The organism is Kribbella sp. NPDC048837, assembly GCF_055586945.1.
Genome location: NZ_JBVJHF010000001.1, coordinates 1,179,286 through 1,199,841, shown reverse-complemented (window position 1 = coordinate 1,199,841; position 20,556 = coordinate 1,179,286). Strand labels below are relative to the sequence as shown.

At 68.6% G+C, this 20,556-nt stretch carries 15 protein-coding genes; 10 read left to right on the top strand and 5 right to left on the bottom strand.

Annotated elements, in window-relative coordinates; all coding sequences use genetic code 11:
- Window positions 1-59 precede the first annotated feature (59 nt).
- The 5 genes from ACZ6O0_RS05505 (at window position 60) to ACZ6O0_RS05485 (ending at window position 7,832) form a co-directional block, all read left to right on the top strand.
- Complete coding sequence (locus tag ACZ6O0_RS05505) at window positions 60-3,980, top strand: ThuA domain-containing protein (RefSeq protein WP_465763604.1); 3,921 nt, start codon at window positions 60-62, stop codon at window positions 3,978-3,980.
- A complete protein-coding gene (locus tag ACZ6O0_RS05500) occupies window positions 3,920-5,422 on the top strand; it encodes an OmpL47-type beta-barrel domain-containing protein (protein WP_465763603.1) in 1,503 nt (500 codons plus the stop codon). The genes ACZ6O0_RS05505 and ACZ6O0_RS05500 overlap by 61 nt, the downstream gene beginning before the upstream one ends.
- 228 nt (window positions 5,423-5,650) lie before the next feature.
- Window positions 5,651-6,652, top strand: a complete 1,002-nt coding sequence (locus ACZ6O0_RS05495; protein ID WP_465763602.1) for a sugar phosphate isomerase/epimerase family protein — start codon at window positions 5,651-5,653, stop codon at window positions 6,650-6,652.
- Window positions 6,653-6,764: 112 nt separating this feature from the next.
- The gene (locus tag ACZ6O0_RS05490) at window positions 6,765-7,085 is read left to right on the top strand and encodes a hypothetical protein (RefSeq protein ID WP_465763601.1); all 321 of its coding nucleotides are present in this window, start codon (window positions 6,765-6,767) and stop codon (window positions 7,083-7,085) included.
- Window positions 7,086-7,088: 3 nt separating this feature from the next.
- Window positions 7,089-7,832: a YqjF family protein gene (locus ACZ6O0_RS05485; protein ID WP_465763600.1), complete on the top strand. Its 744-nt coding sequence runs from the start codon at window positions 7,089-7,091 to the stop codon at window positions 7,830-7,832.
- Here ACZ6O0_RS05485 and ACZ6O0_RS05480 read toward each other — a convergent pair.
- Window positions 7,798-8,589: a tetratricopeptide repeat protein gene (locus ACZ6O0_RS05480; RefSeq protein WP_465763599.1), complete on the bottom strand. Its 792-nt coding sequence runs from the start codon at window positions 8,587-8,589 to the stop codon at window positions 7,798-7,800. The genes ACZ6O0_RS05485 and ACZ6O0_RS05480 overlap by 35 nt on opposite strands.
- A gap of 67 nt (window positions 8,590-8,656) precedes the next feature.
- On the opposite strand from ACZ6O0_RS05480, the gene ACZ6O0_RS05475 reads away from it, so the two are divergent.
- Together ACZ6O0_RS05475 and ACZ6O0_RS05470 are read left to right on the top strand one after the other, a co-directional pair.
- On the top strand, window positions 8,657-9,151 hold the full coding sequence (locus ACZ6O0_RS05475; RefSeq protein ID WP_465763598.1) for a MarR family winged helix-turn-helix transcriptional regulator: 495 nt from the start codon (window positions 8,657-8,659) through the stop codon (window positions 9,149-9,151).
- A gap of 270 nt (window positions 9,152-9,421) precedes the next feature.
- Window positions 9,422-10,222, top strand: coding sequence for a GNAT family N-acetyltransferase (locus ACZ6O0_RS05470; protein WP_465763597.1), 801 nt, complete (start codon window positions 9,422-9,424; stop codon window positions 10,220-10,222).
- Between the two features lie 21 nt (window positions 10,223-10,243).
- On the opposite strand, the gene ACZ6O0_RS05465 is transcribed toward ACZ6O0_RS05470, so the two are convergent.
- Together ACZ6O0_RS05465 and ACZ6O0_RS05460 are read right to left on the bottom strand one after the other, a co-directional pair.
- Complete coding sequence (locus tag ACZ6O0_RS05465) at window positions 10,244-10,828, bottom strand: GNAT family N-acetyltransferase (protein WP_465763596.1); 585 nt, start codon at window positions 10,826-10,828, stop codon at window positions 10,244-10,246.
- The gene (locus ACZ6O0_RS05460; RefSeq protein ID WP_465763595.1) at window positions 10,825-11,619 is read right to left on the bottom strand and encodes an SGNH/GDSL hydrolase family protein; all 795 of its coding nucleotides are present in this window, start codon (window positions 11,617-11,619) and stop codon (window positions 10,825-10,827) included. Before ACZ6O0_RS05460 ends, ACZ6O0_RS05465 begins: the two co-directional genes overlap by 4 nt.
- Before the next feature lie 87 nt (window positions 11,620-11,706).
- On the opposite strand from ACZ6O0_RS05460, the gene ACZ6O0_RS05455 reads away from it, so the two are divergent.
- A complete protein-coding gene (locus ACZ6O0_RS05455) occupies window positions 11,707-14,676 on the top strand; it encodes a sacsin N-terminal ATP-binding-like domain-containing protein (RefSeq protein WP_465763594.1) in 2,970 nt (989 codons plus the stop codon).
- On the opposite strand, the gene ACZ6O0_RS05450 is transcribed toward ACZ6O0_RS05455, so the two are convergent.
- Window positions 14,667-16,445, bottom strand: coding sequence for an AfsR/SARP family transcriptional regulator (locus ACZ6O0_RS05450; protein WP_465763593.1), 1,779 nt, complete (start codon window positions 16,443-16,445; stop codon window positions 14,667-14,669). The two genes, ACZ6O0_RS05455 and ACZ6O0_RS05450, sit on opposite strands and share 10 nt — an antisense overlap.
- A 54-nt stretch (window positions 16,446-16,499) precedes the next feature.
- Window positions 16,500-17,315 (bottom strand): class I SAM-dependent methyltransferase, encoded by an 816-nt coding sequence (locus tag ACZ6O0_RS05445; protein WP_465763592.1) that lies wholly within the window; start codon window positions 17,313-17,315, stop codon window positions 16,500-16,502.
- 314 nt (window positions 17,316-17,629) lie between these two features.
- Between ACZ6O0_RS05445 and ACZ6O0_RS05440 the strand changes: the two genes are divergently transcribed.
- Window positions 17,630-19,465 carry an ABC transporter substrate-binding protein gene (locus tag ACZ6O0_RS05440; RefSeq protein WP_465763591.1) on the top strand — a complete coding sequence of 612 codons (1,836 nt, stop codon included), beginning with the start codon at window positions 17,630-17,632 and terminating at the stop codon, window positions 19,463-19,465.
- The gene (locus ACZ6O0_RS05435; protein ID WP_465763590.1) at window positions 19,462-20,556 is read left to right on the top strand and encodes an ABC transporter permease; all 1,095 of its coding nucleotides are present in this window, start codon (window positions 19,462-19,464) and stop codon (window positions 20,554-20,556) included. The genes ACZ6O0_RS05440 and ACZ6O0_RS05435 overlap by 4 nt, the downstream gene beginning before the upstream one ends.

Below are 20,556 nucleotides of genomic sequence, written 5' to 3'. Positions count from 1 at the left end.
GAGCACGGGATTTGTAGTGATGGAGCGCGCGCCCTTGTCCGACCCATGAGGAGCTCCGCATGATCCAGCTACGAAGGCACGGCGCATTGGTGTGCGCTCTCGTGCTCGCCCTGTTCGCGGCGCTGCTGACGCCGTTGCCGGCCCGGGCCCATCCCGGGCACGGTGACGAGACGTTCAACGCCCTGATCTTCAGCAAGACCGCCGGGTTCCGGCACGACTCGATCCCGGCCGGGATCCAGGCCATCACCGAGCTGGCCGCCGCGAACGACTTCACGGTCACCGCGACCGAGGACGCATCGATGTTCAACGACACCGAACTGGCGAAGTACGAGGTCGTCATCTGGTTGTCCACGACCGGCGACGTCCTGAACGCCGACCAGCAGGCCGCCTTCGAGCGGTACATCCGCGGCGGTGGCGGGTACGCCGGTATCCACGCCGCGTCCGACACCGAGTACGACTGGCCCTGGTACGGCCAGCTCGTCGGCAGCTACTTCGACAGTCACCCCGCCGGTACGCCGGACGCGACGGTGAAGGTGGAGGACCACGCGCACCCGTCGACGGCCGACGCGCCGACGAGCTGGCCGCGGACCGACGAGTGGTACAACTACCGCACCAACCCGCGCGGCACGGTCCACGTGCTCGCGTCCCTCGACGAGACGTCGTACGCGGGCGGCAACATGGGGCCGGAGCACCCGATCACGTGGTGCCAGGACTACGACGGCGGCCGGGCCTGGTACACGGGCATGGGCCACACGATCTCGTCGTACGCCGAACCCGCCTTCCGGAACCTGCTCCTCGGTGGGATCAAGACGGCGGCCGGTGTGGAGCCGGCGGACTGTGGTGCGTCGCTGAGCGACAGCTACCAGAAGGTGACGCTCGACGACGACACCTCGAACCCGATGGAGCTGACCATTGCTCAGGATGGCCGGGTCTTCTACATCGACCGGAACGGCGCGGTGAAGATCGTCAAGACCGACGGCTCGGTGGTGACCGCCGGGACATTGAACGTCTACACCGGCCAGGAGTTCGGCCTGCTCGGCATCGCTTTGGATCCAGGGTTCTCCACCAACGGCTACCTCTATCTCTACTACTCCCCGGCCGGTGCTGAGCCTTTCGATCGCGTCTCACGGTTCACGGTGACTGGTGACACCCTTGACCTGGCGAGTGAGAAGCAGGTGCTGCGGATCGACACGCAACGGGATCAGTGCTGCCACGCCGGCGGTGCCCTGGAGTTCGATGGCAACGGCAACCTTTTCGTCGCAACCGGGGACAACAGCAATCCGTTCGACTCGGACGGCTACGCACCGATCGACGAGCGGGCCGGCCGGGCGGCCTGGGACTCGCAGCGCAGTGCCGCCAACAGCAACAACCTGAACGGCAAGGTCCTGCGCATCCACCCGTCGGACGACGGCTCGTACACGATCCCGGCCGGGAACATGTTCCCGCCCGGTACGGCGAAGACGCGGCCGGAGATCTACGCGATGGGCTTCCGCAACCCGTTCCGGATCGGGATCGACCCGACCACGAACCACCTGTTCGTCGCGGACTACGGGCCGGACGCGGGTGCGGTCTCGCCGACGCGCGGGCCGGACGGGCGGGTCGAGTGGGACATCCTCGACAAGCCCGGGTTCTACGGGTGGCCGTACTGCGTCGGCGCGAACACGCCGTACAACGACTACGACTTCGCGACTGGTACGTCGGGTGCAACGTTCAACTGCAACGCGCCGGTCAACGAGTCGCCGAACAACACCGGCATCACGCAGTTGCCGGCGGCGATCCCGGCGACCCTGTGGATGGGGAAGTCGACCACTGGCGTGCCGGAGATCGGTGGCAGTGGCGCACCGATGACGAGTGGCGCCTACCAGTACGACGTCGCGAGTACGTCGGATCGCAAGTGGCCGGCGTACTTCGACGGCAAGGCGGTGTGGGCCGACTGGAACGACAGCCGGCTGTTCTCGGTGCAGTTGAAGGACGACCGCACCGGGGTGGCCGACGTGTCCCGGATGCTGCAGAAGCTGAACTTCATCCGGCCGCACGCGCTGCAGTTCGGGCCGGACGGTGCCCTGTACGTGATCGAGTGGGGGAGCGGGTTCGGCGGCAACAACGCCGACTCCGGGATCTACCGGATCGACTACGTGCAAGGGAATCGGGCGCCGATCGCCCAGTTCACCACGGACAAGACGTCCGGGCCGGTGCCACTGACGGTGGCCTTCGACTCGACCGGGTCGCGTGATCCGGACGGGCAGCCGGTGACGCTCGCGTGGGACTTCGACGGCAACGGTACGACGGACAGCACCGAGGCGAAACCGTCGTACACCTATGCCGCGGCCGGCGTCTTCACGGCACGGCTGACCGTGAGCGATCCGGACGGACGTACGGCGGTCTCGAACCGGACCATCACGGCCGGGAACACGGCTCCGGCGATCACCGTGGAAGCCCCGGTCGACGGTGGGTTCTTCGACTTCGGCGACACGATCCACTACAAGGTGACGGTCACCGATCCCGAGGACGGTGTGGTCGACTGCGACGACGTGATCACGCAGCCCGCGCTCGGGCACGACGAGCACGCGCACGGGTACGAGCAGTACCACGGATGTGAGGGGACGTTCCCGCTGCCCGGTGACCAGGGGCATGTCGGTGCGAACATCTTCGGCATCGTCACGGTGACCTACACCGACAAGGGCGCGCCGGGGACCGGCAAGATCACCACGCAGAAGGTGGTCCAGCTGCAGCCGAAGACCCGGGAGGCGGAGTACTTCGACGAGACCGGCGGACCTGGATCCACCGGCGGCGTCCAGGTCGAGGACACCGGTGACACGGCCGGCGGCGGGAAGAACATCGGGTTCATCGAGGACGGCGACTGGTGGGGCTGGAAGCCGACCAACCTGACCAACATCGACCAGATCTCGTTGCGCGCCGCATCGCCCGACGCGGGAGCTACTGTCCAGGTTCGCCAAGGGTCACCGACGGATGGCCCGATCGTCGCCACCATCCAGGTAGCGCCGACGGGTGGCTGGCAGACCTACGGCGACTTCACCGGCGTGGTCAGCGGTGCGTCGCCGGCGAGCGGGCCGCTGTACTTCGTGAAGACGACCGGGCAGCTCAACGTCAACTGGGTCCGCTTCGTCGGGAAGGGCGTGACGGAGAACCAGCGGCCGGCAGCGACCGTGACGGCCTCCGTTGCTCAGGGCAAGGCTCCGCTGAAGGTCGACTTCACCGCGGCCGCGACCGACCCCGAGGGTGATCTGCCGTTGTCCTATGCCTGGAGCTTCGGCGACGGTGCCGTGGCGACGGGTGCGGCGGTGAGTCACACGTACACGACGGCCGGCACGTTCTCGGCCACCGTCACCGTGACCGACGCGCGTGGTGCGGCCGGGACGGCGAAGGCCGTCATCACGGTGGATTCGCCGTCGTTGCCGACCTGTCTGACCGGGAGGTCGGACGGATTCGACGGTGCGGCGCTGGACACCGGCCGGTGGTCGTCGGTTGTCCGGGGCAACCAGGAGCTGGCGGTTGCCGATGGCAAGCTGTCGATCCCGCTGACGGCGACCGACATCTACGGCACCGGGAACACCGGCACGCCGAACATCGTGCTGCAGCCATTGCCGGCCGGTCCCTGGCAGGCGACGACGAAGGTCACGCTGCCGGCCCGGTTGGCCTACCAGCAGGCCGGGCTGATCGTGTACGGCGACGACGACAACTACGCGAAGATGGTTCTCCAGGGGCGGTCCACGACGGCCTCGGCCGCGGACCGGATCTTCCAGTTCATCCGCGAGGAGGGCGGCGTACCCAACGAGGTCGCCGCGTCGAACACCGCCAATCTCGGTGCGGCGTACCCGGACACGGTGTGGGTGCGGTTCACGTCGGACGGTGCGTCGTTGAAGGCGGCGTACAGCGCGGATGGTGCGACGTTCACCAGATGCCGGAGACGAAGCAGCTGGCCGGGATCACGAATCCGCGGATCGGCATGTTCGGGCTGACCAACCGGACCGAGGCGCTGCCGATCACGGCGTCGTTCGACTACTTCACGATCACGCCGGACGACACCGCCGAGCAGCCGGCACCGGACGACGAGTTCACCGGGACGACGCTGGACGCGTGCCGGTGGACGGACGTCGTACGGCCGGATCCGGCGGCGTACCGGGTCACGGGTGACTCGCTGGAGATCGACACCGGCAAGGGCGACATCTACGGCGGTACGGCGACGAACCCGCGCAACCTGATGCTGCAACCGGCCCCGGACGGCGACTGGACGATCGAGACGAAGGTCGACGGCTCGACCTTCACAGAGGCCTACCAGCAAGCGGGCCTGATGGTGTACGCCGACGACGCGAACTACGTGAAACTCGACTACCTCACCACCAACGCCGCCGGCTCGACCGTCACCCGGGGGATCGAGCTCCGCAGCGAGATCGGTGACGTCGTCCAGTCACCACAACCCAACGCCCCCACACCAACGCAGGGCGTCTGGCACCTCCGCCTCACCAAGTCCGGCTCGACGTTCACCGGCTCCTACAGCGCGGACGGCCTGGCCTGGACCGCACTCCCACCCGTCACCAACACGGCCCTGGCTGCAGCCAGCTTCGGCGTCTACGCGTTCGGCGTCGACCAGACAGCGTCGAAGACGGCGAAGTTCGACTACTTCCGGCAGATCCGCGACACCACAGCTCCGACTGTGAGCCTGGCCCTGAACCCATCAACCCCATCCGGCCTGCTGGGCTGGTGGACTTCTCCCGTCACAGTCTCTGCACAAGCGATCGACAACCAGCCCGGCCAGCTCTACCTAGAACAGAAGCTCAACGACGGCAACTGGTCCGAATACACCGCACCGATCACCGTGTCCGCCGACGGAACCCACACCCTGACGGTCCGCGCCGGCGACACCGCCGGCAACGTCTCGGAGCCGGCCTCGGTGACGGTGAAGATCGATCAGACACCACCCACAGCAGCCGTCACCGGGTTGACCAGTGGCGGTTCGCTCGGGGTGGCGTCAGTAGCTACGGTCGCCGCAACGGCCGCGGATGCTCTGTCCGGCCCAGCCGGCGTCACTCTGGCCGTTGACGGCCAGCCGACGACCGGGAAGCTAGACGGCGCGGTGCTCGGTCTCGGCGCACACACGCTGACGGCCACCGCGGCCGATGCCGCGGGCAACCGCTCGGTGACCACGGTGCCGTTCACCGTGGTGGCGTCGTACGCCGAGGCGATCAAGCTGGTTGACCGTTATCGAGCGGCCGGGACGGTGCCCTTGGCAACGGCGACGGTGATGAAGGTGCAGCTCGGCATCGCGGCCCATGCCACCCGGCGCCTGGTGGCCACGGTTGCGCTCGACCTGTTCCTGTCCCAGGCCCGCACGGTGCGCGACGTACCGGCCCGGACACTGCTGACCGCGGTCGGCCAGGACTTGAAGTCACGGCTGACCTGATGACGTCGCCGTGGGAGATCGCACCCGTACACCTGCCGCCGCCCCGGCTGGTTCGGCCCCATTCGGGGCATCTGGCAGCGGATCTCCCACGGCGGCCGTCCCTGGCGGCGCCCCGCGCTCCGGGCGCCGCCAGGGACACCCTGACGTCCGGCCCGGCCGGACCTCGCCTGTACAGCCCGCCCCGGCTGGACGACGTACTGGAAGAAGTTCTGAGGAGGAGAAGAGGACATGGCTCGACCGATCACGTTGTTCACCGGCCAGTGGGCCGACCTGCCGTTCGAGGAGGTGGCCCGGCTGGCCTCGTCCTGGGGGTACGAGGGGCTGGAGATCGCCTGCTGGGGTGACCATCTGGACGTCCGGCGTGCTGCCGAGGACGAGGCGTACGTGCGCGACCGCAAGGACATCCTGGAGAAGTACAACCTGAAGGTGTGGACGATCTCGAACCACCTGCTCGGGCAGGCGGTCTGCGACGACCCGATCGACCAGCGGCACCAGGCGATCCTGCCCGCGCACATCTGGGGCAACGGCGACCCCGAGGGCGTCCGGCAGCGGGCCGCCGAGGAGATGAAGACGACCGCCCGGGCGGCCCGCGCGCTCGGCGTCGACGTGGTCGTCGGCTTCACCGGTTCGTCGATCTGGAAGACGGTCGCGATGTTCCCGCCGGTGCCGCCGGCCATGATCGAGGCCGGGTACCAGGACTTCGCCGACCGGTGGAACCCGATCCTCGACGTGTTCGACGAGGTCGGGGTCCGCTTCGCGCACGAGGTGCACCCGTCGGAGATCGCGTACGACTACTGGTCGACGACCGCGACCCTGGAGGCGATCGGTCACCGCCCGGCGTTCGGGCTGAACTGGGATCCGTCGCACTTCGTCTGGCAGGACCTCGATCCGGTCGGGTTCCTGTGGGACTTCAAGGACCGGATCTACCACGTCGACTGCAAGGACGCGAAGCGCCAGGTCGGCAACGGCCGCAACGGCCGGATGGGTTCGCACCTCGCCTGGGGCGACCCGCGCCGCGGCTGGGACTTCGTGTCCACCGGCCACGGCGACGTCCCGTGGGAGGCCTGCTTCCGGATGCTGAACACGATCGGGTACGACGGCCCGATCTCGGTGGAATGGGAAGACGCCGGCATGGACCGCCTCGTCGGCGCCGCCGAAGCCGTCCAGTTCGTCCGCTCCCTCGCCTTCGATCCGCCCACCGCCTCCTTCGACGCGGCGTTCTCGTCCTGAAGCTCGGCGAAATCCCGGAGGTCCTCGGCAACAAGGTCGAGGACCTCCGGGCACGGCGAGTTCGTCGCGGCAGTCAGGACAGCCGCTGACCTCTGGGGATACGCTCGGTCGCATGACCGCTGGCAGGTACGTCGCACGCATCGTCGAGGTCCCGGATCACGGGATCAAGCTGGAGCCGACTGCGGAGGCGGTGGTTCCGGAGGGGCCGACCGAGGTGAACCTGCTCGGGATGGCGATCGCCCTGGCCCTGGGTGCCGCCGGCTACCGCCATCACGCCGAGCAGCGCGACCCGGCACTCCAGACCCTGGACACGCTACTCAGCGGCGAGGCGGTCATGCCGTGGCGCCCCGCGGAGGCAGGTGCCACCCCATACCTGGTGTGCGACCTGAACGACGGGCGGCCCACGTGCGAGGTTCGGCCGACGGTCGAGTGAGTCTTGGCTACGTGGCCGGCGGCGCCCGAGCTGAGGCGGCCGCGGATCCTGCGGCAGCGCTGGCTCGACCTCACTTTCCTGCACTGGGCCGTCGATCCGGCTGACGTCGCGCACTTCTTCCCGCCGGGAACCCGCCCGGACACCTTCGAGGGACGCACGTACGTCGGTCTCGTGCCCTTCCGCATGGTCGACACCGGGCTGCCGCACGGTCCCGCCGTACCGTATGCCGGATCGTTCCTGGAGACGAACATCCGGCTGTACTCCGTTGACGCCACCGGCCGCCGCGGAGTCGTCTTCCTCAGCCTCGACGCCAACCGCCTGGCCGTGGTCGCCGCCGCCCGGACCGCCTTCGGATTGCCGTACCGCTGGGCTCGTATGACTCACGAGCGCGACGGCAACCTCCACACCTATACCTCAACCCTCCGCTGGGCAGGCGTCCGGGCCCACGCCACCGTCGCGGCCGAGGTCGGTCCACGACTCGAACGTGGTCCGCTCGAAGACTTCCTCACCGCGCGTTGGGGTCTCCACATCGAGCGCTTCGGCCGGACCTGGTACCTCCCCAACCACCACCCGCCGTGGATCCTCCACACCGCGAACGTCACGAGTCTGGACGCCGACGTCCTGCTGAGGTCGGTCGGCCTGGTCGCGCCGGATCGCCCACCGGATCACGTCGCCTTCAGCGCGGGGGTGCCCGCCGCGTTCGGTCTCCCGCTCAGCTCATCAGCTCCGCCGTCTCCCGGACGATGAACTTCAGGTCGACCTGACCGGCCCACCGGTTGACCTCGGTCGCCAGTGCTCGCGAACCGGCCGCGTCACCTTCGTCGCGGAGGAGTACGGCGAGCAACGACTGCTGGGCCAGGGTACCGAGCAGATGCCCGACCTTCTGTCGCAGCTCCGTCGACCGCTCCCAATGCTTGCGCGCGAGGACGAGATCGCCGGCGGTGTGCGCGTGATCGCCGAGGTGCCTGAGCGCCAACGAGACCAGCAGATCGTCCCCGGCCTTCTCGCCGAGCTCGAATGCCGTTGTGTAGTGGGCGAACGCTTCCTCCGGCTTCCCGAGCAGGTTGTCGGCCATCACACCGGCGTAGAAGCTGACCGCACCCCGCCGACCATCATCAGGCGCTCCCTTAATCAACACCCGAGCCCGCTCCTCGAGCTCCGCAGCCCGGCCGCTCGACCGGCCAGCCCGTTCGCCCGGCTCGGCGGCTCGGTCGTTGGATCCGAACAGCGCTGTCGCGTAGTCCTTGCGGAGTTTCAGCATCTCGACGTCCCACGAGTTGTCGACGAGTTGTGCGACGGCGGCGAGTGCTTCCGTCCCGTGGTCGGTCTGCTGAGCGAAGTCCTGGTCGACGGCGACCTCCGCGATGGCCAGGGCGAGCATGCGTTCCTCCTCCGGGTCATCCGTGGTGCACGCGCGGAGCAGGTTGAGAGCGGTCGTCCACTGGCCGGCTCGCATCAACTGGAGGGCGGCGGCGGTGACGTCCGTGGCTGCAATGTTCGTCATGTCGACCACGGTATTTCGACATCGAAATATTTGACAACTAACCTTCAGTGGCTGAAAAGTTAGACGGGTGAAGGACTCGGTGGATGCCCATGTCGACCTCTGGGCCGGAGAACTGGCGGACCTCGATCCGCGGGTCGAAGGAATCACGGTCCGGCTGCAGGTGCTGACGCGCTACCTGGACCGGCACCGCGACGCGGTGCTCGCGGAGTACGGCCTGCAGTGGTGGGAGTTCAAAACCCTGCACATGTTGCGCCGGGGCGGCCGTCCGTACCGGGCGACGCCGGGGGAGCTCGCCAAACAGCTGGGGATGTCCGCGGCCGCACTCACCAACCGCCTGGACGCGCTCGAGCGCCGAGGCTACGTGGACCGCTCCCACGACCGTGACGACCGTCGCAAGGTCGTCGCGACCCTCACTCCAGCCGGCAAGGAGGTCTGGGAGCGGGGCATCGGCGAGATCCAACGCGTCGAACAGGACCTGGTCCACCACCTGCCCCCGCGCGACCGCATCCGCCTGGAGTCCCTCCTCCGCCGCCTGGTCCTCGCCACGGAACAAGACAGCTGAACCCTCGATGTCAAGAACGCGTCGGTTGCTCCGACCTCTGGTTGTAGGCACAGGAACTGGAGGACGGACTGATGGAACCGCTGAATCTGATGGTGTCGTTGAGTCACTTCGCCAACGACAAGCGTGAGCACAGGCATGGGCTGAGTGAGCGGGCCGGGCGCGGGCGGAAGCGGGAGCGTGGCGCGGTGAAGCGGGAGCGTGGCGCGGTGAAGCCCGTTCACGGATGGTGGCGGGTGCGTCTGCGGAGGGTAGCCGTGTCAGAGTCCTCCTGTGACTGATGCATCGAAGGACAAGCGGATCGGGCAACTGCTGTCGGTGTACGACGAGCAGCTGCGGGGGACGAGTGAGAGTGCGGACGTCCCGACGAGCATGGACGGGCCGGTGATCCGGGTCGAGTACCCGAACCGCGGGTTCGTCAGCTACCGCTCGCTCGACGGTCTCGACAGCGAGGAGGTCGACGCGTTGATCGCGCGGCAGCGGGACTTCTTCGCGGCGAAGGGCCGGTCCGTCGAGTGGAAGCTGCGCGGTCACGACAAGCCGGCCGACCTGCCGGACCGGCTCCGCGCGGCGGGGTTCGAGCCGGAGGAGCAGGAGACCGTTCTGGTCGCCGAGAGCGCCGACATCGTCGAGCGCCTCCGCGGCCGCGAGTCGGTCGACGGCATCACCATCCGCCTGGTCACCGACCGCGCAGACTTCGAGCGCATCGCGGCGATGGAGTCGACCGTCTGGAACGACGACTGGTCCTGGCTCGCCGACGACCTGGCCCGCCGCCACGCCACCGGCCTGACCGACGTCTACGCTGCCGAAGCCGACGGCGAGGTCGTCTCCGCCGCCTGGGCCGTCTACAAGAAGGGCACCGAGTTCACCGGTCTCTGGGGTGGATCGACCCTCGAGGAGTGGCGAGGCAAGGGCATCTACAAAGCCCTGGTAGCAGTCCGAGCTGCTCGCGCCGTCGAACTCGGCTACAAGTACCTCCACGTCGACGCCTCCGACGACAGCTCCCCGATCCTCCAGCGCCTGGGCTTCCTCGCCGTCACGACCACCACGCCATACGTCCACACCCCGTCCTGACGCCCGTACCAGCGCGGCGGGTCACGCGGGTGGGCGGTAGAGGGCGTAGTGCATCGGGCCGTTGTGGGGGAGTTCCAGTTCGGCGATGGTGACGAAGCCGAGGGACTCGTAGAACGCGAGGTTCGCGGGGTCCTGGGTCTCCACGTACGCCGGCAGATGTTCGTGGTCTACGGCGGCGAGCCCGGGTGCGACGACCGCCCGGCCCAGGCCCTGGCGCTGCTGGTCGGGGTCGACGCCGAGGATCGCCAGCAGCCACAGCGGTACGCGCGGGCGGAAGATGCCCATCGCCTGGCCGTACTCGGCGGCCAGGGCTGCGCGTGATCCGGCGAGTTCGGTGAACACCTCGGCCTGCTGGGCGACAGCGTCCGGGGGAGTGGCCGGGGTGATCCAGATCGCGACGGCGCTGGCGTCGTCGGTCACCCAGACCCGGCCGTACGGCAGTCCGATGCCGGTGAGGAAACGGCGGTTGTACTGCGCCAGCCGGGTGAGGTAGTCGTCCGGGTCGAGCCCGGCCCGGGTCATCGGGTAGTCCTCGAACGCCCGCGTCAGTGTCCGGACCGCCGCATCGACGTCGGACTCCGTTGCCTGGCGCACCTGTTCGCTCATGATCGCAGCGTGTGCACGACCAGGTCGGCGACGGCCCGCATGCCGGCGGCATTGGGGTGGTAGGGCACGAACCCACCAAAGATGGGTGGGCGCAGGGTGAACCCGGTCGTCCACGGCTCGGGCGAGCCGATGGCGTGGTCGCGGCTGGCAGCCGACGCGGTGACCAGGTCGGCGCCGGTGGTCGCCGCGGCCTTCGCGAAGGCGCCGGCGAGGCCGTCGGCCATCATCGCGATGCTCGGCAGTTGTTCCTCGTTCAGCGGTACGTCGAGGCGCGGGCGTGTGCTCGGCCCGACCAGGGTGAGGTAGTCGACAAGCAGGACGCGTGCGTTCGGCGAGCGCTCCCGCACGCTCTCGACCACGGTGACCAGGGAGTCGGCGACGGCCTGGTACGCCGTTTCGTCCTTGAGGTAGCTGACCCGCGCCCGGATCCGGTTCGCGACGCGGCGGCCGAGGATGGTGGCCGGCTTGGCCACCGTGTTCAGGAAGCTCCCGCGGATGAAGGTCCCGATGTACTCGAGATCGTTGCCGCCGGCAGTGATCGTGACGAGCGCCGTGTCCACGGTGACGGCGTCGAGCTGCGGGGCGGCCTCGTCCTGCCGGGTGTCGAGCAGGTGTGCGGTGGTCGCGCCGGAGTAGGTGACGTCGGTCAGTTCCAGACCGAGCTCCGCCGCGACCAGGTGCGCGTAGTTGTTGCCCGATCGGCCCGCCGGCGCATCCACGATCGGGTCGATCCCCGGCCCGGACGCGAACGAACTGCCGAGGGCGACGTACCTGCTGCCGGGTGAGATCACCGCACCACGATATCCGCGACCCGCCACCAGGGCGCCAGACTCTCCTGCCCCGGCAGGCACGTTCACCTCGTGCGGCATACTGCACCGGTGAGTGACGACGTGTTCGGTACGGCGGGGATTCGCGAGCGGGTGCTGGCCGGGTGGTCGGCGGCGCCGGTGCGGTTCCGGGAGGACGCGAACGCCGAGGAGGACCTGGCACTCGGTGGGTACGTCGATCGGCTCGTGATCGAGCTCGCCCAGAACGCCGCCGATGCGGCCGCGCGGGCGGGCGTCCCGGGGAGCGTTCTCTACGAGTTCCGCGGCAACACGCTCGTCGTCGCCAACACGGGTACGCCGTTGTCGGCCGAGGGAGTCGAGTCACTCGCGACCCTGCGCGCGTCGGCGAAGCGGGACGAGCCGACCGTCGGGCGGTTCGGCGTGGGGTTCTCCGCCGTACTCGCGGTGACCGACGAGCCGGTGATCCTGTCGCGGACGGGTGGCGTGCGGTTCTCCAAGGCGGACACGGCGGCCGCGATCGCAGGGCTCGGGTCGGGCGGGCTCGACACCGAGGTGCGCCGGCGGGACGGTCAGGTGCCCGTGTTGCGGCTGCCGTTCGAGGCCGAGGGCGAGCCGCCGGAGGGCTACGACACCGCGGTGATCCTGCCGCTGCGGGACGAGGCCGCGGCCGCGCTCGTACGCCGCCTGCTCGACGAGGCCGGCGACACGCTCCTGCTCGCGCTCCCCGGTCTCGACCGCATCGAGATCGAAACCGAGGACAGCCGGAGGGTTCTCACCGACGCCGAGTCCCGCTGGTGGATCCACCGCACCGCCGGCACCTTCGACGCCGAGGAACGCGAAGCCCTCCTCGCCGACCGCCCCGTGGAGGAACGCGCACGACCGGGCTGGTCCGTCGTCTGGGCCCTCCCACGCGATCACACCATCCAGCTCCCAGGTGTGGTTCAGGCGCCGACGCCGACTGATGAAGCCCTCTCCCTTGAAGCTTTGCTCTTGGCGACGTTTCCTTTGGATCCAACGCGGCGGCATGTGGCGAAGGGACCGTTGGCTGATCGGATCATGCGGGAAGCGGCGGTGGCGTACGGCGAGCTGGTGCGGGCGCGGGCCGAGGACGGTGACAACGTGCTGCGGCTGGTGCCGACAGGGCTGGCCGGGGGCGCGTTGGATCGCGCGATCCGGGACGAGATCATCACGGTGCTTCCCGACACACCGATGGTGCGAGCGGTCGAAGACGGGGCGCTACTGCGGCCGCGGGATGCCGTGGTGGTGGAGGGCGCCGACGACTCCTTCAACGTCGTCCTCGCGCCGATCGTGCGAGGACTGATCGGTTCGACGCGGCAGGATTGGCTGGCGCTGGATGCGCTCCGGGTGCGGCGGCTCGAATTGGCGGAGGTGGTGGATCAGCTCGGGGGAGTGGCGGCGGACGAGTCGTCGGAATGGTGGCGGAACCTCTACTCCTCGCTGGCCGGCATGGTGACGGATGCCTTGCTGCGCGAGTCTCTCGGCACCCTGCCCGTCCCACTCGCCGACGGACGACTGGTCCGCGGCGCACGCGGTCTGCTGCTCCCGGGGCCGGAGATCCCCACCGACATCCTCGCCGCCTTCGGTGAGTACGGCGTACGCGTGGTCCACCCGGACGCCGTCGACCCGGCGCTGGAGCGGCTGGGGGCGCTCTCCGCGACGCCGCGGACGCTGCTCGAGGACAGCGCCGTACGCACGGCCGTCGAGCACTCGATCGAGGCCGACGATCCCGACGCGATCGCGCACGCGGTCCTCAGCCTGGTCGCCGCGGACCCGTCCCAGGCCGACGGCCTGTGGTGGCTGTCCGACCTGGCGCTCCGCGATGCCGAGGGTGATCTCGTCCCGGCCAACGCTCTCGTGGTTCCCGGATCCGGGGCCGAGGAGGTCCTCGACGACGAGGAGGTCGCGCCGGTCGCCCGCGAGCTGCTCGATCGCCACGGACAACCCGCGCTCGAGGCCGTCGGCGTACTCGCGTCCCTCGGTCTCGTCACCGCCTCGGACGTCGCGCTCGATCAGTTGCCTGAGGCACTCAAAGACCTCGACGGCATCGAGGACTGGGCGTACGACGTGGCGCCGGACGGATCGCGGTACGGCGCGACCGTCGGCGAGCTGACGGCCATCCGGGACCTCGACTGGATCACGGACGACGCCTGGCCACGGGTGCTCGAAATGCTCGGTTCGTCGCCGGAGCTCCGGCGGGCCCTCGTCACCCAGGTCCGCGTGGTCGGGCCGGACGACCGTCCCCTCGGCGTACCGTCGTACGCGGCCTGGTGGATCCGGGACCGGGTGCTGCTGGAGGACGGCGAGCCCTTGGCGGGAAGGGCCGATCCGGAGGCCGAGCCGGTCCTGGCGCAGTTCCTGGACGAGGCGCCGTCGTGGACGGCCGGGCTCGATCCCGAGGTGCGGACGGCGGTCGGTCTGGTCCGCGAGGTCGGTGATCTCGATGCCGACGGCATCGGTCTGCTGCTGGAGCGGCTGGCGGAGCCCGAACGAGAGGTGGACGAGAGCGCTCTGTTGCGTCTCTGGCGGCACCTCGGCACGTTGTCGCTCTTCCCCGGGGAGGCTCCGGAGCAGGTCCGGGTGCTCGGGGACGACGGCTTGACCGACGTGATCGAGGCCGGTCATGCGGTCGTCGTCGACGGGCCGATGTGGTTGCAGCGTGAGGATCTCGGCGGTTTCGTGGTGGCGGCCGGGGCGGCGGCGGACGGTTTGAGCGATCTCTTCGACGTACCGATGGCCCAGGAAGTTGCCGAAGGCAAGATTGATGGCGAGGGTACGGCGGCCGACGTGCCGGCGATCGTCCGTGAGCTGGTGCCCGAGGTGCCGCCGACGTGGTGGGAGCACGAGGAGCTGACCGTGGACGGGGTCGAGGTGTCGTGGTGGGTGGATGCGGAGAGTGCTCCGCACGCGGCGACCTTCGACGGCCTGGCCAAGGCGCTCGCGTGGGCGAGTGGTCGCTGGGACCAACGGCACGTGATCCGCGCGGTCCTGAACGAACCGGACCGCAGCTCAGAACTCCTGACCGACGCCGCCTACGACTGACCGGCGCTGCCCACGACCGACTGCAGGGCGGGGTTGTCGATGGCGGTGCTGAGGGTGCGGGCTGAGGTCGCAGCCTGAGGATCACCGAGGCGGCTGAGGTGAAGTTGCGCCCGGACCAGGAGTTCGCGGAGGTCGCACCGTGCGGCCAGGGCCGACAACTGCGCGGCGAGGATCCGGGCACGTTCGAAATCGGAGCGGTCCAAGGCGGCCGTGATCGCAGCGTCCAGGACGTGGGCGTGCACCCACTGGTAGCGGTCCGGTTCGGTGCTGGCTCGGGTCAGGGCGACGTCGAGCCACTGCGCCGCCGCGGGCTGATCGCCGCGCTTGGCATTCAGAAGCGCGAGACCGCGACCGGCCATCCCCTCCCAGCAAGGGTCGCCCAACTGACAGCCCAACGCCCACGCCTGCTCGAACCCGTCGAAGGCCGTGTCGAGCTTCCCGGCGTACAGGTCGAGCTCGGCGGAGAGTGCTTGCGGCCAAGGCTGGAAGGCGATCCAGCGTTCCTGCTGCACGAGGTCGAGGGTCTCCGCCAGCGCGGTTGCAGCTTCGCCGTACTCCGAGCGCAGCAAGTGCGCACGCCCGACGAGGGACAGCGACCACGCCTGCTGCCGCCGATCGCCGCAGCGCGCCGCGAGCTCGACCGAGGCCCCGAGATGCTCGAACGCGGCCGCATAGTCGGATCGGTCGGACGCGTTCATGCCCCGAACGCCAAGGATCGCAGCATGTTCGGCATCGGTTTCGGCGAGTGCTTGCGCCTTGGTCAGCCAGTCGTCGCCGGTCTTCCGGCGGCCGGCCTGGACCTCGATGAAGCCGAGTTCGCGCTGGGCCAGCACCGCGGTCGCTCGTTCACCGGCCTCCTCGGCGACCTGGATCGCCTCGTGCAGAACGATCGCGCCCTCCTCGTCGTGCCCGCGGATCGCGTGCACGAGAGCGCCGCCGAGGGCCGCGAGCGCCCGAGCCTCGAGCGTCTTGTCGCGACACTGCACTGCCAGCGCGGCGGCCTGGCGCAAACACTGCAGTCCGGCATCGACCGCGCCCGCGACGATCGCGGCCCGGCCGGCTTGGAGCTGGCTCACGGCCGCCGCTCGTCCGCTCAGCGGCGGAGCCGGGTCCGGAGTGAGCGTCGCGGCCTCTTGCAGCGAGGCGGAGACCTCGACGCCCAGCTCGCGCCGGAAGAGATCCGTGCAGAGCGCTATCTGACGGAGCGCACCGGCCCGATCACCGGACATCGCGAGGCTGCGGACCAGCAGTTCGTGGTTGCCCTGCTCGTACGGATTGGCCGCAACCGCCTGTGCGGCAAAGGGAATCGCGTCCTCGGCACGTCCGGCGGCGAGCAGAGAGATAGCTCGCTGCCGGAGCCGAGCCTCGACCACCCCGGCCACCCGCCGCCGCTCGACGAGCAACCACGACTCGAACTCGGGACACGACTCCAGCTCGACCCCTTCCAGCAGCTCGCCCCCCGATGTCAGCAAGGAGTCCTCCTCGAGGTGCAGGACATCGACCGTCGTCGCGCCGTCCAGCGTGGTCACCACCGGATCCCCGGTCAGCAGGTCCGGTACGCCGATCGCCCGGCGCAGCTCGGCCAGCGTCCAGCGCAGCGCACCCAGCGGATCGTCGGCGTCGGCGAAGAACAGTTCGGCGAGCCGCCGACGGCTCGGCGGCCGCTCGGCCAGCAACAGATAGCCGAGCAGCCCCCAAGCCTTCCTCCCCCGCGGCTGGCGCCCCGGTGTCTCGATCGTCGGCGGTCCGAGCAAGCGAATCAGCGGCACAGATCTCACCCCCTCGCGTGAGACCTCCAGTGTCGCCCCCACGGCCGCTTCCGGTCAGTGCCGGATGCCAACGGCTTCGAGGTATTCCGCCCGGGCCGCGACCGTCCCGTCGTCCGCGTAGTCGAACGCTCGCGGTACGTCGGCGAGCTCCGCCGCGAACTGCCGGTGGTCCTCGCCGTCGAGCGTCCCGGCCAGTCGCGTGATCGGACCGTAGAAGTCCATGAACCACTCCGCGAAGTGCTCGGGCGAGTGGTACCGGAACACGTAGTCACGCTTGGTCAGCGAGGTCCACTCGACCCGGTCGCCGAACAACTCGAACAGGTGCCCCTCGGTGCCCCACAGTGTCGGCGACTGCACCCCGGCCGGCGGCGGCGCCCACGTTGTCACGGTCTTGAACAGCTGTCCGATCATCCCGGTCGGTGTCCAGCTCGCCAGCGCGATCTTGCCGCCCGGCTTGACCACCCGGACCAGCTCGTCCGCCGTGCGCTGGTGGTCCGGCGCGAACATCACGCCGACCGTGCTCAGCGCGAGATCGAACGATTGATCCGGGACCGGCAGCTTCTCCGCGTCGCCCTCGACGAAGGTCACCGGAAGGTGTTCCGCCACGGCCCGTTCCCGGCCCTGCGCCAGCAGGTTCGTGGCGTAGTCGACGCCGGTGGCCTCCGCGAACCGCCGGGCCGCCGCCAGTGCCGCGTTGCCCTGACCGCAGGCGACGTCGAGCGCGCTCTGCCCGGCCCGGACGTCGGCGGCCTCGACCAGGAGCTCGGCGATGATCTGCAGCGTGTTGCCGACCCGCGGATAGTCGCCGGTCTGCCAGGCCGCGCGCTGCTTGTCCTTGATCGCCTCGAAGTCCACGGCCGTACTCGTCATGTCATTTCCCCCTGGAAGTCACTACCACTTTCGATGGCCGGATCTGGTCACCTGCGTCGATCCAAACCGGTCACCGTGTGACGCGGCGTGTGACGGGACGGGCCGTCGTACGACGGGACCAACGCCGCGACTGGTCACACAGAGCAAAACATCGTTGTCAGAGGTTGGTATATCGACTGATCTGCGGATATGACCAGATCCTTCCAACGTGGCAATGAACTCTTGCCAACGTTGTCAACGCTACTTATAGTCCGTGGCACCTCTCGGTCGGTGACCAGCCTGTCCGCGCAACGGAAACGGAGGTGACTTTCGTCATGAACGAAGCGCCGCGCCCGCAGTTCGAAGATGTCGAAGATGTCGTTCGCTACCAGTTGAGTCGGCGAAGTCTTGTCGGGGGAGGTGCCGCGGCCGCGATGACGGCCTTCCTGGCGGCCTGCTCCGGCGGCGGCTCGTACTCCGACAAGCCCGCCAACAACAAGCCCGTCGCGACCAAGTCGATCCAGATCGGCAAGGCCAACATCCCGGTGCCCCGGGAGCAGTCGGTGATCGTCGGCCAGGTCGAGTACACGGTCTTCGACAGCTTCAACGGGATGATCCCGAACGGCTCGCCCGGCGGCGCCGGCGTCGAGCTCAGCACCGAGCCGCTGTTCTACCTCAGCTTCGCCAACGGCGAGATGCGGCCGTGGCTGGCGACCGAGTACAAGTACAACGACGACCACACCGAGGTGACCTTCAAGTTCGACCCGAAGGCGCACTGGAACGACGGCCAGCCGCTGGGCGCGAACGACTTCAAGTTCACCATCATGCTGCTGAAGGATCGTCCGGACCTGTTCGGCGGTGGCGGTGAGCTGAAGGAGTTCGTCAAGGACATCGAGGTCCCGGACCCCCAGACCGCGGTGGTGAAGATGCTCAAACCGGCACCACGGTTCCACTACAACTTCATCTCCGCGATCGCCGGTCCGCCGCTCGGGATCATGCCCGAGCACATCTGGAAGTCGCAGGACCCGACGAAGTTCAAGGACAACCCGCCGGTGCACAGCGGGCCGTACAAGCTGAAGCAGGCGATCCGGAACCAGAAGATGTTCGTCTGGGAGAAGGATCCGAACTACTGGAACAAGGACAAGCTCGACGTCAAGCCGCAGTACGTCGTCTACCAGAGCACGTCGAAGCAGCTCGACCAGGCGTCGCTGGCGTTCGAGCGCGCGGAGTTCGACGTCGGCTCGGTGGACGAGCAGCACGCCAAGCAGCTGCGCAACACCGGCTACCCGGCCTTGCAGACCACGCAGTTCCACGACCCGAACCCGCGGGTGCTGTGGCTGAACTGCGACCCGTCCCGGGGCGTGATCTCGGAGGCGAAGATGCGCTGGGCGATCAACTACTGCCTGGACCGGGAGAAGATCGGCAAGTCGATCTGGCCGGTGCAGGTGCCGCCGGCGCAGTACCCGTGGGCGGACTACCCGACCAACGACAAGTGGAAGAACGACGAGCTCGCGAACAAGTACAAGTTCGAGTTCAACCCGCAGAAGGCGACCGAGCTGCTCGACGAGATCGCCCCGAAGAACGCCTCCGGCAAGCGGACGTACAAGGGCAAGGAGATCAACCTCGAGATCATCACGCCGTCGCCGGTCGACGGCGGTGAGTACGCGATCGCGAACGTGCTGAAGACCGAGCTGGCCAAGGTCGGCGTCCCGGCCACCCTGCGCAGCCTGGCCGGCAACGTGCACGACGAGAAGTTCCAGCGCGGCCAGTACGACATCGACTCCAGCTGGGCCGGGATCGCGATCGACCCCGAGCAGCTGTACTCCGACTGGACCAGCGACAAGTACCAGCCGGTCGGCAAGAACGCGGCCGGCAAGAACAAGCTGCGGTTCCGGAACGCGAAGTTCGACGAGATCTCCAACAAGCTGGCCGGGCTGGACCCCGACAGCGAAGAGGCGAAGCCGCTGCTGAACGAGGCGCTGGAGATCTACTTCCAGGAGCTGCCGATGCTGTCGGTGATCCAGACGGGGTACCCGTCGTACTTCAACACCACGTTCTGGAAGGGCTGGCCGACCGACGACGACCTGTACGAGGTCCCGCTGAACTGGTGGCAGCACTTCATCTTCGTCCTCGGCAAGATCGAGCCCACCGGGCAGAAGGGACCGGCGTGACGGCGGAAGCCCCGCCCGCGGTAGCTGTCGGCGAGAGCCAGGACGCCGCACCCGTCTCGGGGGTGCGGGCCTGGCTGTCGCGGCATCCGCTGGCGGCGTACGCGATCCGCCGGTTCGGGCTCTACCTGGTGGAGCTGTGGGGAGCGCTCACCATCGCGTTCTTCTTCTTCCGGCTGATGCCGGGCGACCCGATCCAGACGCTGATCCAGACCCTGCAGCAGAACTACATCTACAACCAGCAGGCGAGCGCGGAGATCATCGCCCGCTACCGGCACGAGTTCGGCCTGGACGGGAACCTGCTCACGCAGTACCTGACCTACATGCAGAAGCTGGTGCTGCACGGGGATCTCGGGCCGAGCCTGATCAACTACCCGACGCCGGCCCAGACCGTGATCCTGCGATCGTTGCCCTGGACCATCGGTCTGCTCGGGATCTCCGCCGTGATGGCCTGGATCCTCGGCATCGTGATCGGCGCGATCGCCGGCTGGCGGCGCGGCAAGGTCGGCTCCGCGATCGCCACCAACCTGTCGATCGCTCTGTCGCACGTGCCGTACTTCTTCGTCGCGCTGATCCTGGTGTACGTCTTCGCGTACTCGATGGGCGTGTTGCCTGCGAGATCGGCGTACGACTCCAACATCGATCCGGGGATCAGTGCGGAGTTCATCGGCAGCGTGCTCAAGTACGGGTTGCTGCCCGGCCTGTCGATCGTGATCATCGGGACGTTCAGCTGGATCCTGTCCACCCGGATGCTGATGATCCCGATTCTCGGCGAGGACTACCTGGTGTACGCCGAGGCCAAAGGCCTGAAGGGCTCGCGGATCCTGACCCGGTACGCGCTGCGGAACTGCTACCTGCCGCAGATCACCGCGTTCGGCATCTCGCTCGGCTTCATCTTCAACGGCAACGTGCTGGTCGAGCAGCTGTTCAACTACCCGGGGCTGGGGACCACGCTGGTCACCGCGATCCAGCAGCTCGACTTCAACACGATCCTCGGTGTCACCGACATCGCGATCTTCTCGGTCCTGACCGCCGTCCTGCTCCTCGACCTCGTGCTCCCGCTGCTCGACCCGCGGGTCAAGTACTGGAAGTGA

What these genes read in the sequence shown, in the direction of transcription:
- ACZ6O0_RS05505 (WP_465763604.1), top strand. Translation starts at nt 60, where the DNA reads ATGATCCAGCTACGAAGGCACGGCGCATTGGTGTGCGCTCTCGTGCTC.
- ACZ6O0_RS05500 (WP_465763603.1), top strand. Translation starts at nt 3,920, where the DNA reads ATGCCGGAGACGAAGCAGCTGGCCGGGATCACGAATCCGCGGATCGGC.
- ACZ6O0_RS05495 (WP_465763602.1), top strand. Translation starts at nt 5,651, where the DNA reads ATGGCTCGACCGATCACGTTGTTCACCGGCCAGTGGGCCGACCTGCCG.
- ACZ6O0_RS05490 (WP_465763601.1), top strand. Translation starts at nt 6,765, where the DNA reads ATGACCGCTGGCAGGTACGTCGCACGCATCGTCGAGGTCCCGGATCAC.
- ACZ6O0_RS05480 (WP_465763599.1), bottom strand. Translation starts at nt 8,589, where the DNA reads ATGACGAACATTGCAGCCACGGACGTCACCGCCGCCGCCCTCCAGTTG.
- ACZ6O0_RS05465 (WP_465763596.1), bottom strand. Translation starts at nt 10,828, where the DNA reads ATGAGCGAACAGGTGCGCCAGGCAACGGAGTCCGACGTCGATGCGGCG.
- ACZ6O0_RS05445 (WP_465763592.1), bottom strand. Translation starts at nt 17,315, where the DNA reads ATGACGAGTACGGCCGTGGACTTCGAGGCGATCAAGGACAAGCAGCGC.
- ACZ6O0_RS05440 (WP_465763591.1), top strand. Translation starts at nt 17,630, where the DNA reads ATGAACGAAGCGCCGCGCCCGCAGTTCGAAGATGTCGAAGATGTCGTT.